This window comes from Colwellia sp. MB02u-10 (assembly GCF_014077185.1).
Taxonomy (GTDB): domain Bacteria; phylum Pseudomonadota; class Gammaproteobacteria; order Enterobacterales; family Alteromonadaceae; genus Cognaticolwellia.
The window spans coordinates 178,551-194,842 of sequence record NZ_JACGVK010000140.1 but is presented as its reverse complement, the minus strand read 5'-3'; the positions used below and the strand labels follow the sequence as shown (position 1 = coordinate 194,842).

The 16,292-nt window shown below is 39.4% G+C and carries 12 protein-coding genes; 6 read left to right on the top strand and 6 right to left on the bottom strand.

All coding sequences use genetic code 11. The annotated features are described in order from the left end of the window. The coding region (locus H4J59_RS19065; RefSeq protein WP_220469890.1) for a transposase at positions 1-321 on the top strand (321 nt) is incomplete at its 5' end. A 192-nt stretch (positions 322-513) separates the two neighbouring features. On the opposite strand, the gene ssb is transcribed toward H4J59_RS19065, so the two are convergent. Both ssb and H4J59_RS19055 read right to left on the bottom strand, forming a co-directional pair. Further along, positions 514-1,191, bottom strand: coding sequence for a single-stranded DNA-binding protein (ssb, locus tag H4J59_RS19060; RefSeq protein WP_259369606.1), 678 nt, complete (start codon positions 1,189-1,191; stop codon positions 514-516). A 387-nt stretch (positions 1,192-1,578) separates the two neighbouring features. Continuing rightward, the gene (locus tag H4J59_RS19055; RefSeq protein WP_182241544.1) at positions 1,579-1,971 is read right to left on the bottom strand and encodes a thioesterase family protein; all 393 of its coding nucleotides are present in this window, start codon (positions 1,969-1,971) and stop codon (positions 1,579-1,581) included. A gap of 255 nt (positions 1,972-2,226) precedes the next feature. Between H4J59_RS19055 and H4J59_RS19050 the strand changes: the two genes are divergently transcribed. Beyond that, positions 2,227-2,925 carry a 2OG-Fe(II) oxygenase gene (locus tag H4J59_RS19050; RefSeq protein ID WP_182241543.1) on the top strand — a complete coding sequence of 233 codons (699 nt, stop codon included), beginning with the start codon at positions 2,227-2,229 and terminating at the stop codon, positions 2,923-2,925. 120 nt (positions 2,926-3,045) lie between these two features. Here the strand turns inward: H4J59_RS19050 and H4J59_RS19045 are convergent, their stop codons facing one another. The 3 genes from H4J59_RS19045 to H4J59_RS19035 all read right to left on the bottom strand — a co-directional run bounded on the left by H4J59_RS19045 (position 3,046) and on the right by H4J59_RS19035 (position 8,921). Next, entirely contained in the window at positions 3,046-4,998 is a 1,953-nt protein-coding gene (locus H4J59_RS19045; protein ID WP_182241542.1) for a hypothetical protein, read from the bottom strand. A 234-nt stretch (positions 4,999-5,232) separates the two neighbouring features. Further along, the gene (pssA, locus tag H4J59_RS19040; RefSeq protein ID WP_182241541.1) at positions 5,233-6,564 is read right to left on the bottom strand and encodes a CDP-diacylglycerol--serine O-phosphatidyltransferase; all 1,332 of its coding nucleotides are present in this window, start codon (positions 6,562-6,564) and stop codon (positions 5,233-5,235) included. 326 nt (positions 6,565-6,890) lie between these two features. Next, positions 6,891-8,921: an NADPH-dependent 2,4-dienoyl-CoA reductase gene (locus H4J59_RS19035; protein WP_182241540.1), complete on the bottom strand. Its 2,031-nt coding sequence runs from the start codon at positions 8,919-8,921 to the stop codon at positions 6,891-6,893. Between the two features lie 508 nt (positions 8,922-9,429). Between H4J59_RS19035 and H4J59_RS19030 the strand changes: the two genes are divergently transcribed. After that, positions 9,430-9,858: a hypothetical protein gene (locus tag H4J59_RS19030; protein WP_310733225.1), complete on the top strand. Its 429-nt coding sequence runs from the start codon at positions 9,430-9,432 to the stop codon at positions 9,856-9,858. A gap of 56 nt (positions 9,859-9,914) precedes the next feature. Here H4J59_RS19030 and H4J59_RS19025 read toward each other — a convergent pair whose 3' ends face one another. Beyond that, complete coding sequence (locus H4J59_RS19025; protein ID WP_182241539.1) at positions 9,915-11,279, bottom strand: MFS transporter; 1,365 nt, start codon at positions 11,277-11,279, stop codon at positions 9,915-9,917. A gap of 371 nt (positions 11,280-11,650) precedes the next feature. On the opposite strand from H4J59_RS19025, the gene uvrA reads away from it, so the two are divergent. From uvrA to H4J59_RS19010, 3 genes are all read left to right on the top strand, one after another. Then, on the top strand, positions 11,651-14,524 hold the full coding sequence (gene uvrA / locus H4J59_RS19020) for an excinuclease ABC subunit UvrA (protein ID WP_182241538.1): 2,874 nt from the start codon (positions 11,651-11,653) through the stop codon (positions 14,522-14,524). Between the two features lie 155 nt (positions 14,525-14,679). After that, positions 14,680-15,357, top strand: coding sequence for a fused MFS/spermidine synthase (locus tag H4J59_RS19015; protein ID WP_259369604.1), 678 nt, complete (start codon positions 14,680-14,682; stop codon positions 15,355-15,357). Continuing rightward, on the top strand, positions 15,350-16,270 hold the full coding sequence (locus H4J59_RS19010; RefSeq protein ID WP_182241537.1) for a fused MFS/spermidine synthase: 921 nt from the start codon (positions 15,350-15,352) through the stop codon (positions 16,268-16,270). Before H4J59_RS19015 ends, H4J59_RS19010 begins: the two co-directional genes overlap by 8 nt. Positions 16,271-16,292: the final 22 nt, after the last annotated feature.

Here is a 16,292-nt window from a genome sequence, read left to right as displayed (position 1 = left end):
AAGCACTTAGCATTGATATCCCAAAAAGTTCCAAAGGGACGACACGCCGTTATAGTGGTGGATGGTGCCGCTTGGCATCAAGCCCACTTAACCAAGAAGTTTAATAATTTATCAATCATAAAATTACCCCTTTACTCACCTGAGCTAAACCCTATTGAACAAGTATGGCAATGGTTAAGACAAAATGAATTAGCGAACCGATGCTTTAGTGGATATGAAAATATTGTTGATGAATGTAGTCGAGCTTGGAATGTTTTTATTTCAGACACATCTAGGGTGATAAAATTTTGCTCTAGAGACTGGATAAAAGTGGGAAGTTAATTAATGGAATGGGTATTAATTGAAAGCCTACTAAAGTTAACAAAAACTCAAGATACGATATAACCAATATTTGTGTATAAAAAAACCCAAAATCTCTACAATAAGATTATGGGCTTTAAGATTGCAATTCTATGTTTTATTTATGTTTTTAATATAAAACTTAACAGAAACTACTCTTTAGTATGGGTCAGTTTAAAAAGGAATGTCGTCATCAAAATCAATAGTTGGTTCTTGTGGATTCACTTTAGGTGCATTCTGTTGAGAGCCACCCTGTTGCTGCTGAAAACCACCAGACTGTTGCGGCGCAGACTGTTGTTGGAAGCCACCCGACTGTTGTGAAGATGATTGCTGAGCTGGTTGCTGTTGAAAGCCACCACTTTGCTGTGCAGGTTTATTATAGGCTTGCTGAGGTGCAGCTTGCTGGTTAAAACCACCACTTTGTTGTGGTGCTTGTTGTTGTTGAAAGCCACCTGATTGTTGAGGAGTTTGCTGGTTAAAACCGCCTGCACTGGCTCCGCTACCACCGCGGGAATCTAACATTTGCAGCGTACCGTTAAAGCCTTGAACAACAATTTCAGTCGTATATTGATCTTGGCCTTGTTGGTTTTGCCACTTACGTGTTTGCAAAGCGCCTTCAATATAAACTTTAGAACCTTTCTTTAAATATTCACCGGCAATTTCAGCTAGCTTGCCAAACATGACGACACGGTGCCATTCAGTTTTTTCTTTTTGTTCACCCGTTTGCTTGTCTTTCCAAGTTTCAGAAGTTGCAATAGTAAGGTTAGCAACCCCACCACCATTAGGCATATGACGCACTTCAGGGTCTTTCCCTAAGTTACCTAAAATTATTACTTTATTGACACCAGCCATGAACAAAATCCTATATTTACAGTAAAGTATTACTTTACTAATTTAGTACTTTCCAAACGTCGACTCGCTCAGAATATTTATTTTTAATAACAATACCTAGATTCTAACACTACGAGTAAAAAATTACGCTAGGTTTGCACTATTTTTGTGAAATACTTTATTGCTAATACCCTAATAACGAACCACCAGAGTATAACTGTTTTTCGCTAGTAAACTGGTCTCAGATAAAGTTTTAAAGCACTTTGATTTTCATCGTAAAAATACACTTAACCGCACTAACTGAGCGCAACTTTACTTTGCTTGCTCTTAATCCACGGTATTTTTTATGAAAATATAACTGAGGTTAATTAAAATAAAGACCAATATAAAAGTAATTAATAGCGCTAATTATTCAATAAAGTGTTCATTCATAATACTAATTGTCGGTGCTAATATCTTTTGTGATTTTTTAGTTTTATGGTCAAAATGCACCATTACAGCAGTACCTGATGCACATTTTTTATCTTGCTGCCAAGCTTCTTGATAGACATCAAATGAACTATTACCAACACGACTAATATAGGTTTTTAATTCAACGTCAGCACCATATTGCAACTCAGCATGAAACTCAACTGTCGTTTTCGCTAAAATCAGTTTCCAGTCAGTTAGGTTTAAATCAGGTGAGAACCACTTGAAAACTGGGTCTCTAGCGCCCTCAAACCATTGTGCAACCACGGTATTATTAATGTGACCTAGCCCATCCGTTTCACAAAATCTTGGTCTTATACATTCTTTAATCATAATGACTCTCTACATCGCTTTATTATATAAATAATTAACTATTTTAATTGCTGCTATCAACACTTGAGTAGATCGATATCTCGGTATTGGGTGATTGTCATTTCATTAAGCTTAATCCCAATTGAAATACCAATTGAAAAACAAGGCTTAGTAAATGAACATTGCCACACATACTACAGAGATTTTTCAGCAAGGTAATTAAATTAACAGCCGTTTGTTGTATGCTAAAGCCAGATGAGTAATAAGAAAATAGCCATGACAGACTTTATTGAAGTATACCCTAACGCACTCAGCCCCGAGTTTTGTAAAAAATTTGTGCTCGATTTTGACAATAGCCCACATCAAGTACTCGGCAGAACGGGTAACGGCGTTGATACCACTAAAAAGCTCAGCCATGATATTTATCTCGGCCAACATGCAGAGTTTCAACCGGCATTGCAAAAAATTTTACTGGCCTGTAGCGAACATATTACTGATTATATTGGCAAATATTTTTTTAGTTTAATTGGTGGAATATCGCTAACGGTACAGCATCCTAAAACCAAGCAGCCTGTGGTATTGACAGTCAATAATTTTGAAGAAGTGGGCAAACCTAACTTATTTAACTTAATAAAGTATTTGTTTAACTTAGCCCCGGTTAACGCCCAGCGTTATGAGCAAGGTAAGGGTAATTATGGCTATTGGCACTCGGAAATATTTCCACAACTGGGTGAGAACAAAACACTGCATCGGGTATTACTGTTTTTAATCTATTTAAATGATGTTGAAGAAGGCGGTGAAACTGATTTTTATTATCAAAATAAAAGCATTAAACCTAAAGCGGGTAGTATGGTTATTGCGCCATGTGGCTTTACTCATACACACAGAGGCAACATTCCTATTTCATCGAATAAATACGTCTTAACCTCTTGGGTGAGCTTTAATCCGGCAAAGCAGATTTATACTCCAAGTTAATTTAATACTCCAAAAATACCTAAGAAAAATTACAAAAAAGCATAATGAATTCATTATGCTTTTTTGGACTCAGTCGTATACTTTACAAGGTTAGCGTACGCTGATTTTTTGAGCTAACTATCACGTCACCTTCTCTGATGCTGATGCACTTTGATCGGTAACTTGATCGGTAACTTCTTCATCACTTTCCTGCTCGTTACGCAAAAATCCTGCGGCTTCATCATCAGCATTAGTTATTTGGTTTGGATTATAACGAGAGGCGTTATTCACTTTTAAAATGTTTTCAGCATGTTGCAGATCAGCGGTATTTGAAAAACCAGCAATGTTTTCACGTGCACGAAGAAACGCCTTAATTTCCCCAACAATACCTTTTAACTCGTCATCATTTTTTGACATCGACATCACGTAGCGTGGCATTTCAACATTTCTTGCACCACTGGTCGCAAAGGTACTGGAACTAATACGAGAGCTAACAACCCATGGCGTAATCGACGATTTAACAATAACGTTTTCACTGCGTGTAGAGTCATGAATAGACATACCTGTTGATATTTTTGACTCGGCGAATGTCCCTTCAGTTTTCATATACATGAGTAATGAATCAAACTGTAATTCTGCCCAAAATATATGTGAAAAATTTTCTAACATACGACCAATAGTAGTTACTATCTGCCAGAAAAATAAGGTACTAACAAACGCTATAATTAAACCAGAGGTATCAGCTATTAAGTTTTGTATCGGCGCAATTTGACCATTATTTGCCGCACGATATACGCTATCAATATTGCTGGTAAAGTATTTAAAAGATTCAATACCTGCTGAAATTTTTGCGGCAAAGCTGAAAAACAACAATGCTCCGATGACAATTAATACCTGCGCTAAAATAGTGCTAATTAAACGCGCTATTTTATAGCTTGAAGGTTGCGCGGTTGAGGTAAACTCAGGTTGCGTTTCAATTAATAATTCACCAGAAAATGAACCCTTGCCTTGGCTTTGTTCTTCCAATACTGGATCAAAATTCATATAGGTTCGATTCGGTATTTCTTTGTAACGGCGGTTAGCTAAGACAATATTTTCAATATTAATAAATATTTCATTGGGGTGCACTGACTCTTGCAAGTTTTCACGATACTCACTTACCTCAGTATTTGTCGTGCTTTGCTTACTCCGAGTACCGACTAAATAAAACACAATAGTGGCCGTAACAACGCCTAAAGCAAGTAAGGTTAATAAACTGGGCCACGCTGAAAATAAATTTACTTTATCAATGACTTGATAGAACTCAGCATCTTGACTGAAATTTTGATTAACATAATGATAACCGCCACCAATAGCGACCGGAAATAAAATAGAAAAGGTAATTATTTTTGCAACGCTGGCGGCACCAGCACTGTTTAGCTGTTTAACCTTGTCTAAACTTACCGCGTTAGCGGCGTTTCGCCATGCTGCAATGAGGTAGATGAGAATAAACAATGAAAATACCGGCATAATGATATGACCTGCTTGCCCAGCCAAGCCGCTTGAAGAAACAAAATAAGTCAAACCAAAGGCAACAAAAGCAATAATAGTCGTTGCAAGTACTGAAACAATTTCTTGGGAAATGTTTCGAATAGGGTAAGGTAAAAAGATAAGTTTTGGGAAAATTGAATGAACAAAGCGTCCCATCCAACCTAGTGGTTCAGTAAATGTCGCATTTTTTCGCCCCATTAGCATAGATTCAAGTGTTGCCGACTTATAAGCTAAAACATTCTCTTTACGCTCGAGATTAGCGTTTTCAGTTTCACTTTTCGTTAAATTATACGCTAGCGAGGTAGGTACAGAACGGCCAACAAAAAACTTGAATAATTGAAATAAACCACTGCCTGCGCGTTTAAAACCAGCAATGAGCAAGATGAGGCCAACAATTGCATAAATCCATGCTTTGGTCATATCCTGCTCAATGATATCAGTAACATTGAATATGCTATATAACCCTATGCTAGCAACTGCTACACCTCCTATGGTCCGGATCATCCCTTCCTGCTTAAAAGGGTTACCAATACCTAACCCTTTTGAGCCAAAATCATATGCCATGGTACTTCTCCATAATTTCGTTTAGTGTAAACAACTACACGGATCTTATGCCAATTTAATTAACGGCTAAATTAACCTAAACAACCGTTAAATAACAGATTTATTAGAATAATAACCATAGAAAAAGTAATTGTTTAATTTATTCATCAACAAAAGAGCAAGCTAATAGCTATTGCTTTGCGCCATCATAAAGCCACAAAGCAGGATCATTAATATAATTATAGACAACAGCGCTTATAAAAAGCGTTTTAGTAAGCGATCAACTTGTGTCATACGTAGTCTTTTCAGTAGCTTACGAGGTTTATCGGGATAGCTTTGTGCGCTATCAATATCAGCTGACTTGCCTACTGCTTTGGTGTGATGGCTAATACGTTGAAATTCAGCATTAAATTTATCCATTAGCTGACCTTTTTCGTCATCAAGTAAAATGCCATTTTCCAAATCTAACGCCCATGCTCTTGGATTTAGGTTACTGCCGGTTAACAAATGATAGCGTTCATCAACCACCAAACCCTTTAAATGAAAACTGTTACTACCATCTTGCCATAGCCTCAGTGATAAAGTGCCATTATCTAAGTATTTTTGACGTCGTGATAAGAAAGTGGCTAATAAACGTTCATAAATATAAGGCACAACCTCAACCGTGGAGAAGGTGGCTTCATCGGCGTTATAAAAGTCATTAGCTTTTTTATCACCAACGATCAAGGTGACTTTAACACCACGCTTTAGTGCGGCGTCTAGGTCTCTTAATAAGGGTTTAGGCAAATTGAAATAAGGAGTAAAAATAACTAAAGTATCGCGACTACTGCGTACTAAGTCTCTAATAACGCGATTAAGTTGATTGCCTCTGCGACCGCAACCAACAAACATAGATGCTTGAATATCATCAACTTTATAGTCGCGTTGAACGGCACTAAATGGACGATATGTAGATGACTTTAATAATCGAGTTAAACGAAAAATGTTGCGTTTTACTATTTTGCTGTCTGGCAACTCGCTGTGGTTTAATCGTGGTGCCAAACTTGAGTCAATAAAGTAATCTTGCAGGTACTGGCAAAAATTATCTGCTAGCGCTTGGCTGTCTAAGCGATAATAGCGGTCAAGACGATAACGCCCCGCTTGTTGTAAGTACACATCATTAATACTAGCCCCGGTGTAAAGCAGTACGTTATCAATCACCATGCCTTTTAAATGTAAGACGCCGAGTAATTCTTTACGTTTAACCGGCACACCGTAAATATTAATCGATACTTGATGTTGCTGTTCAAGTGCTAAATAGAGATCACGATTACCACCAGACTCTTTTTCACCGATCAAACCGCGTTGCGCACGATGAAAATCAACAAACAAACAAATATCTAATGTGGGGATCTGCTGTTTCGCTTGATATAAAGCAGCCAGCACTTCTCTGCCAGCTGCATCGTCTTGAATATAAAGCGCAGAAATATAAATACGTGATTTTGCTTGGGCAATTTCAGCCAAGAGCATTTGCTTAAAATCAGCAGCGCAATGGGCAATATCTATATCGGTATTGGCGATCCCAACGGTAGAGTTAACGATAACCATATTAGCGGTTGACCGCTTGAGTAGTAGCTAAATTAAGTGTTTTATTATGATTCATTCAATCTAAGTATTATTTTTCAAAGTAAACTACCCTGATTGTACCGCAAGATCTTCTACGAGTTGAGACATATTAATGCCTATATGTGCAACATGTTAACTTGATGGTGAGAAATTGTCGATATTTACAGCAATATCGAGCAGGTTTTATGTTCACAACCACACTAACAAGAAGTGGGTTGTGAACATAGAGCCAGGCTATATTTTATTTCATAAACTGAGTGATTAGCCGGTATTTCAGATTCATGAGCCATTTTAAAAAGCCGCTTTGATTAGATTTTAGCGGCTAATTCTGCTGCTTGTCTAATCGCCTGTTTTGCATCAAGTTCGGCGGCAATGTTAGCCCCACCAATTAAATGTGCCGTAACGCCCTGCGCTTGCAACTCTTGATAAAGACCACGTTCAGATTCTTGCCCTGCACAAATAATGATATGGTCTACTGTTAACGTTTGCTGTTCACCATCAACAGAAATGACTAAACCTTCATCATTAACCTCTTGATAAGTAACGCCCGCTAACATTTTCACACCATTTTTTTTCAAGGTAGAGCGATGTATCCAACCAGAAGTTTTACCTAAACCTCCACCTACTTTACTGGTTTTACGTTGGAGTAAATAAACTTCACGAGCAGGGGCTTCTTGAACAGGTTTGCCAGATAAGCCTCCATTTTCTTGATACTCTTTATCGATACCCCAGCTTTTTAACCATTTGTCAGGGTTTGTCGTCAACGACTCTTCTTCTACTAAAAATTCAGCGACATCAAACCCAATACCCCCTGCGCCAATTATGGCAACACGCTTACCTATCGGTTCTTTATCGCGTAATACTTGAATATAAGATTTAACTTTCTCATGTTCAATGCCTTTAATATCAAGCGCTCTGGCCACAATGCCTGTTGCTAACACTATTTCGTCAAAGCCGGCCGCAATTAACTGTTCTGCGCTTTGTTCTTGATTTAAATGTAAGCCAATACCTAACAGTTCAATTTGCTTGTTAAAATAACGTAAGGTTTCAAAAAACTCTTCTTTACCTGGTATTTGCTTGGCGTAGTTAAACTGGCCACCAATTTCATTACTCCGCTCAAATATCTCTACACTGTGACCACGTTGAGCGGCATAAACGCTAAATGCTAAGCCTGCGGGCCCTGAGCCAACCACGGCAATTTTTTTCTTGGCGATAGTTTTTTCAAAGGTCAATTCAGTTTCATAACAGGCTGTTGGGTTGACCAGACATGACGCACGTTGCTGATTAAACACGTGATCTAAACACGCTTGGTTACAACCAATGCAGGTATTAATTTCATCACTTTTATTGGCCGCGGCTTTAGCAACAAAATTTTCATCGGCTAAAAATGGTCGCGCCATTGACACCATATCGGCTTGGCCTGTCGACAATATTTTTTCTGCCACTTCAGGAGTATTAATACGATTTGTAGTAATTAAAGGCACCTTGATCTCTTTTTTCATTCGCTCGGTGATCCAAGTAAATGCGGCGCGTGGCACTGAGGTTGTAATAGTAGGAACACGTGCTTCGTGCCAACCAATACCCGTATTAATTAAGGTCGCACCTGCTGCCTCAACTGCTTTAGCCATAGTAACAACATCTTGCCAACTATTGCCGCCATCAACTAAGTCGAGCATAGATAAACGAAATATAACAATAAAATCATCGCCAGCGCTTGCTCGCACCGCACGAATAGTTTCAATCGCTAAACGCATTCTGTTTTCAATACTGCCACCCCATTCGTCGGTGCGTTTATTGACTTTTACACAGCTAAATTGATTAATCAGGTAGCCTTCAGACCCCATAATTTCAACACCGTCATAGCCCGCTCTTTTTGCGAGTTTTGCCGAATAGGCGAAGTCTTTAATCGTGCCTTTAATTTGGCGTACTGACATAGCTTTTGGGGTGAAGGGGTTAATCGGCGACTTTACTTTACTGGCTGACACACTAAACGGGTGATATGAATATCTGCCGGCATGTAATAACTGCAAACAAATTTTTGTTGGGTATTTATGCACAGCTGTGGTAATTTTTTTGTGTTTACCCACGTGCCAAAATCTACTTAACTCACAACCAAAAGGTGTTAAGCGACCTCGGGTGTTAGGACTAATACCACCGGTAACAATCAAGCCAACACCGCCTTTTGCGCGCGCTTGATAAAATGCTGCAAGTTTATCAAAACCACCCTTTTCTTCTTCAAGGCCAGTATGCATTGAGCCCATTAATGTTCGGTTAGCTAAGGAGGTAAAGCCTAAATCTAATGGCGCTAATAAGTGTGGAAAGGCAGCATTATTATTCATAGTAAGTCACTTTTGTGGTTGTCATGTTAATTTATAGCCATTGAAATAAAGTATCGATCATTCTGAGGTGGCCAAAATAATCCATACTTGCTTTGCCTGCAAGAATGCAGGTACTTATGTTTAGTCTGCAACAATAAGCATCTACGTTTAATCACACACGCCAGATATTGTTACTGACTTATTTCGATGGGTATTATATCTAAAGCTAGTTCATGTTTTTTGCTCAAACCAGCCAGTGTATAAAATATCTGCTACTAAGGCAAAACTCAAGCTTTATTTTGACACCTGTCAGATGGGGGTTATTACTGGCTGAATTCACTGTCGTAAAAAGTGCTCGTTTACTTTCGATATAAACTGAGTATGCTGCGCTATAAAGATTATTATGCTGTGCCGTAAACATTGGTATGCTGAGCTGTAACTCATAAGGAGGGGTATTATTAACATCGACAAAAATAGCATCATTGGTCAAATCACTGAGCAACTGCAACAGGAATTAGTTTTGGCATTAGTGGCAGCAAATAATGCCCATAAGGCGGCGACTAACGATCAGTCGGTCGCAGAAACACAATATGACACCTTAGCAATAGAGCAAAGTTACCTAGCCGAAGGCCAGTCCAGACGTGTGGACGAAATTCGCTATGCGATTAAACGCTTACAAAGTATTCCTCTGGCCGCATTACAGAAAAAACCACAAATAAACATTGGCTCAGTAGTGCAGTTGGAAAAAGATATTGATAAACAACAGTGGTTTTTTCTTGCGCCCGCGGCTGGTGGTTATCGCTGCAAGTTAGCGCTGCAGAGTAATACCATTAATATCGTGGTTATTACGCCACAGTCGCCTATAGGCGCTGCCATGATGGGAAAAGTGCTTGATGATGAAATCAGTATACAAATAGCTGATAAAAATATCGTTGATTTCATCACCATGGTAAATTAAAAGCCCTTTAGTTTGGCTTAATAACCTTGGAGATTAATTTGAAAAGTACAAACTCACTATGGATTGAGCAGTGCTTTGATACCAGCAAGATCAGCGGTTTTATCATCCACTTTTAAATAAGCCACAGCCTCATCATGCATGATAGTAATTTCAATTACGCCCGGCATTTCACTGAGTTGTTGTGCTATGTCACGCGCTTTTTCATCACTAATAATATTGGTTGCAAAACTATAAGCCTTAGATTTTTTCAACGGCTTCATGCCCAAACTTAATAGCAACCAAACCAGCGCAAATAAACCTGTAACTAAAAATATCGTTTGCTCACCAAATTCGCCAGCAACAAAGCCGCCAAGAATACCGCCAGCAAAAGCGCCTAAAAACTGGCTACTAGAATAAATGCCCATTACACTGCCTTTTACGCCGGCAGGTGCAATACGCGACAATATTGATGGCATGGTCGCTTCTAAGTAATTAAAGGCGGTAAAAAACATCATGACCAATACAATTAATGTCGTCAGACTAGTGGGTAAATACCAGAGTAATAATAAGGCTATCGCTAGCAAGGCCACTGCGGCGCTAAATATTTGCGTCTCTTTTTGTTTTTTCAATCCGATGATCATAAAGGGCACCATCAGAAAAAACGAGCCAATTAAGGTCGGTAAATAAAGCTGCCAATGTTGTTCAAGCGCCAAACCATTCTCAACAAATTGCTTTGGTAGGGTAACAAAACACGCGGTTAAGGCCATATGTAAAATGAATACACCCCAATTTAAACGTGACAATTGCCCGTCACGTATCAAGCTGCCAAGTTTTGAGGGTAGTGCAACATTGTCACCTTTAGGGGCGGTATTAATTGAATTAGGGACAATAAATTGAATCGTTAGCATGGCAAATAGGGTTAATATCGCAATAAACCAGAACAAGCCACTCAAACCAAACGCTTGCGCGACTATTGGGCCAATAATCATCGCAACAGTAAATGAAAGTCCAATAAACATACCTATAGTCGCCATGACTTTTGGCCGTTGTTCTTCACGACTTAAGTCTGCTGCTAAGGCCAATATTGCACTGGCTATCGCACCCATACCTTGCAATGCACGACCTAGTACCACGCCATAAATAGTTTCTGACATCGCCGCGACAATACTACCGAGAAGAAATATCAACAATCCGACTAAAATAACGGGTTTTCGACCAAATTTATCCGATAAAATCCCCATGGGAATTTGCAACAATGCCTGCGTTAATCCATAGGCACCAATCGCTAAACCAAGCCAAATAGGGCTATAACCAATAAGTTCTTCACCATAAATGGCAAAAACAGGCAAGATCATAAACAAGCCAAGCATTCGTAAGCCGAATACTGATGCTAACGATATGGCGGCTTTCTTCTCAATACTATTTAAACCAGATGCACTCATGAAGGTGTTAACTCTTAATTTATAGGGGCTATAGCTATACCCTTTCTCGACTTGCTAAAATCTGCATCTTGAAGTGGATCGGGCATATATAAACGCATACATCTTAACACGGGTTTTGAATGAACAAAAACAGAGATTTTAGCTGAATTTAGATTAAAAACTGTGCGATAATATTCGATTCTAACTTTATGTTCGGGTAAAACAAGGTTTAGGATAGTTTACTATAAAAACAGCCTTGCTCGGGTCGTATTTTGTCGTTAATCATTATTTAAATCTTGCTAGAACCTAAAATAATTTACAATCAGTCTGATCTTTGCATACAGGTATTTCGTACAACAAACCTCGGGCGCTAAACTGGTCACCATGTCATTATGAAGAAAATTGAAGTCAGGGGTGCTCGCACTCATAACTTGAAAAATATTAATGTAGATATTCCTCGCGACAAATTAATTGTTATCACCGGTCTTTCCGGCTCAGGCAAATCTTCCTTAGCCTTTGATACCTTGTACGCTGAAGGACAAAGACGTTATGTAGAGTCACTTTCTGCTTATGCGCGCCAATTTTTATCCTTAATGGAAAAACCTGATGTCGATCACATTGAAGGTTTATCTCCGGCCATTTCAATTGAGCAAAAGTCGACTTCGCACAATCCGCGTTCAACGGTCGGCACTATCACCGAAATATATGATTATTTACGCCTGCTTTATGCTCGTGTTGGTGAGCCTCGTTGCCCAACACATCACCAACCGCTGGCGGCACAAACCATTTCACAAATGGTTGATCGGGTATTAGCGCTTGAAGAAGGCACTAAGGTGATGGTCTTAGCACCCGTGCTACAAGACCGTAAAGGTGAGCATGTTAAGTTACTCGATAATCTTGCCGCACAAGGCTATATTCGTGCTCGAATAGATGGCGAAATTTGTGATTTATCCGATCCACCGCCCTTAGAATTACAGAAAAAACATACTATTGAGGTGGTTGTTGACCGTCTTAAAGTGCGTGAAGATATTCAATTGCGCCTTGCTGAATCTTTTGAAACCGCACTTTCACTGACCTCAGGTACGGTGAAAATTGGCTTTATGGATGACCCCAAAAGAGAGGAGTTAGTGTTTTCAGCTAATTTTGCTTGTGCAAAATGTGGCTATAGCATGCAAGAGTTAGAACCACGCTTGTTCTCTTTCAACAACCCCGCAGGCGCATGTCAAACCTGTGATGGCTTAGGTAATCAACAGTTTTTTGACCAGAGTCGTGTTATTGCCAATCCAGCGTTAAGCTTAGCCGGTGGCGCTATTCGTGGTTGGGATAAGCGTAATTTCTATTATTATCAAATGTTGCAAGCATTAGCTGAGCATTATCAATTTCCCTTAGATTTACCCTTCAATGAGTTGGATGAAAAAACTCAACAAGTGATTTTAACCGGCAGCGGCAAACAAAAAATTGAATTTAAATACATGAATGACCGTGGTGACATTGTTATTCGCAAACATCCGTTTGAAGGTATTTTAAATAATATGGATCGCCGCTACCGCGAAACAGAATCTAACGCGGTACGTGAAGAGTTAGCTAAATATCTTAATAGCCAAAGTTGCCCAGACTGTAACGGTAGTCGACTGCGCTTAGAAGCGCGTAATGTTTTTGTGGGTAATACCCCATTAACTGATGTGGCTGAATATGCCATTGCCGATGCCTTGGCGTTCTTCCAGAACCTGGAATTAACTGGGCAAAAAGGACAAATTGCTGAAAAAATTCTTAAAGAAGTCTGTGACCGGTTAGGCTTTTTGGTCAATGTCGGTTTAAATTACCTTAACTTGTCACGCGCCGCAGGCACTTTATCGGGTGGTGAGGCGCAACGCATTCGTTTAGCGAGCCAAATAGGTGCCGGTTTAGTCGGGGTGATGTACGTTTTAGATGAGCCGTCGATTGGTTTGCATCAACGTGATAATGAACGTTTATTAGAAACCCTGATCCATTTACGTGATTTAGGCAATACCGTTATCGTGGTAGAGCATGACGAAGATGCGATTCGCGCCGCTGACTACGTTATTGATATTGGCCCTGGCGCTGGTGTTCATGGCGGTCATATTATTGCTGAAGGCAATGTGGATGATATTCTAGCATGTGAAGACTCACTTACCGGTAGATACTTATCAGGTAAGGAGCGCATTGAAACACCTAAGGTTAGAGTGCCTTTTGACAAAAATAATGTTGTTGAACTTAAAGGCGCCACAGGTAATAACTTAAAAAATGTTGATTTAGTTATTCCTAATGGCTTAATGACTTGCGTTACTGGCGTTTCAGGCTCAGGAAAATCAACGCTGATTAACGATACCTTGTACAAACTTGCTCATATTGAATTAAATGGTGCAACCACACAAGAACCCGCACCCCATAAAGAAATTATGGGTTTACATTTACTTGATAAAGTCATCGATATTGACCAAAGCCCGATTGGCAGAACGCCACGTTCTAATGCCGCCACTTACACAGGTATGTTTACCGCTATTCGTGATATTTTTGCCGCCACGCAAGAGTCGCGATCACGGGGTTATAAAGCCGGTCGCTTTAGCTTTAATGTTAAAGGTGGACGCTGTGAAGCTTGTCAGGGTGACGGCTTAATTAAAGTTGAAATGCATTTTTTACCCGATGTTTATGTACCCTGTGACGTGTGTAAATGTAAACGTTATAACCGTGAAACCTTAGAAGTAAAATACAAAGGCAAAAGCATTCATGAAGTGCTTGATATGACCGTTGAAGATGCTTGTGAGTTTTTCTCACCCATTCCAGCCATAAAACGTAAGTTACAAACCTTGATGGATGTTGGCCTCACTTATATAAAACTGGGTCAGTCAGCCACCACACTTTCGGGCGGTGAAGCACAACGGGTAAAATTGTCGAAAGAGTTATCAAAACGCGATACAGGTAAAACGCTTTACATTTTAGATGAACCCACCACTGGTTTACATTTTCACGATATTAAACAGTTGTTGCAGGTGATTCATCGTTTACGTGACCATGGCAATACTATTGTAGTGATTGAGCATAATTTAGATGTCATAAAAACCGCAGATTGGGTAATAGATTTAGGCCCGGAAGGAGGTTCAGGTGGTGGCGAAATATTAGTCACCGGCACACCAGAGCAAGTGGCTGAACATAAAGGCTCTCACACCGCGAGATTCTTAAAACCCTTACTCGCTAAAGAGAGAAAAGCTAAAGAAAAAGCAGCTAAAAAATTGCGCGCTAAATAAAACATGACATCAAGATCCATCCATAGTGATGTTTTTTCTTAAAGGCTTGTTTTTTATCACAAGCCTTTTTTGTGCCTAGTATCTCAACGCCGTTATGTTTAAGATAAATGAGTATGCTGACAAAAACAGCGCTAATAACTGAAGTAGTAAGCTAAATGACAAATGAAAATAACAATACTATAGCCTGGCAAAACCCGATGATTTATTTACTGGCCTTCTCTAGTGGCTTTTGCATTATGGGCATTGAACTATTAGGTGGCAGAATTTTAGCGCCATTTTTCGGCAGTAGTGTCCATATTTGGGGCAGCATAATCACAGTATTTATGCTGAGTTTATCTTTTGGCTATTTAGCCGGTGGTAAGTTATCGACCAAAGCGGCTTCTTTACACCGTTACGGATTAATTTTCATCTGTGCGGGGATCGCTATTTTACCGGTAGCCTTTTCTTCACAATGGATCATGGAAGCTATATTCCTTGCCATTGAAGATACCCGTTATGGTTCATTATTAGCATCGATGGCCTTGTTCTTTGTGCCCACCGTGATATTGGGTATGATTTCACCTTACTCGGTGCGCTTGTTAGTGACCGATAAAAACAAAAGCGGCCAAGTTGCTGGCTTTCTCTACTTTGTCTCAACACTCGGCAGTGCTTTGGGCACCATTATAACCTCGTTTTACTTGGTGTTACTGTTTGAGGTTAACGATATTATTATGGTGTTTAGCAGCGCACTTATTGTGTTGGGTATTACCGCCATGATCTTTCATCGTGTCAATCAGTCTAAAAACAGCCTTAATAACCATACTAGTAATCAGCAAGGATCTGCAGATGAATAAATTAGTCACTAGCCTCCTAATCGCCATCATCAGCAACGCTCTGATTAGTTCAGCCTTAAGTACACAAGCGATGGGCAAAACTATTCACAGTGAGCGTTCGTTATATCGCAACATATTAGTCGAAGAAGATAGCGGGTTACGCTGCTTAAAATTCAATGTTAAAACTACTAAAACTCAACAAAGTTGTATGTTAGTCGACGATCCGCAACGCTTAGTTTTTAACTATACAAAAATGTTATTTTCGAGTTTATTAATTAACCCTAACCCTGAAGCTATTTTAATTATTGGTTTAGGCGGCGGCACCATGTCAAATGTCTTACACCAAATTTATCCGAAGGCGAGCATTACTAACGTGGAAATAGATCCGGCAGTCATTAAAGTGGCACGAAACTATTTTAGCTTTTTTGAAAATAAAAACATTACCGCAGTGGCACAAGACGGGCGCATTTTTGTTAAACGTGCGGCGATAAAAAAACAGCAATACGATTGGATAATTCTCGATGCCTTTAACGGTGACTACATACCCGAACATTTAATGACCCAAGAATTCTTACAAGAAGTTAAAAGCTTACTGAGCGAAAACGGTGTGGTAGCGGCCAATACCTTTTCGGTAAGTAAGTTATACAACTATGAGTCGGCAACTTATAAAGCCGTTTTTGGCGACTTTTTCAATGTTAAAAATAACAACAACAGTAATCGCATTATATTAGCCAGCGCTAAGGCCTTACCTAAACCTGATATTATCGCCCAGCGGGCTAAGGCGTTAAAAGAGAAGTTATCGCCATTTAATGTCGATATCAGCGAAATTAGCCGTAAAATGATCTCAACAGCAAAGACACAAGATTGGCCGCCAGCATCGCCACTATTAACCGATCAGTATTCGCCGGCAAACTTATTAAATTTAAAAAACTAAAGGTAAAGCGCTAGGATAATAA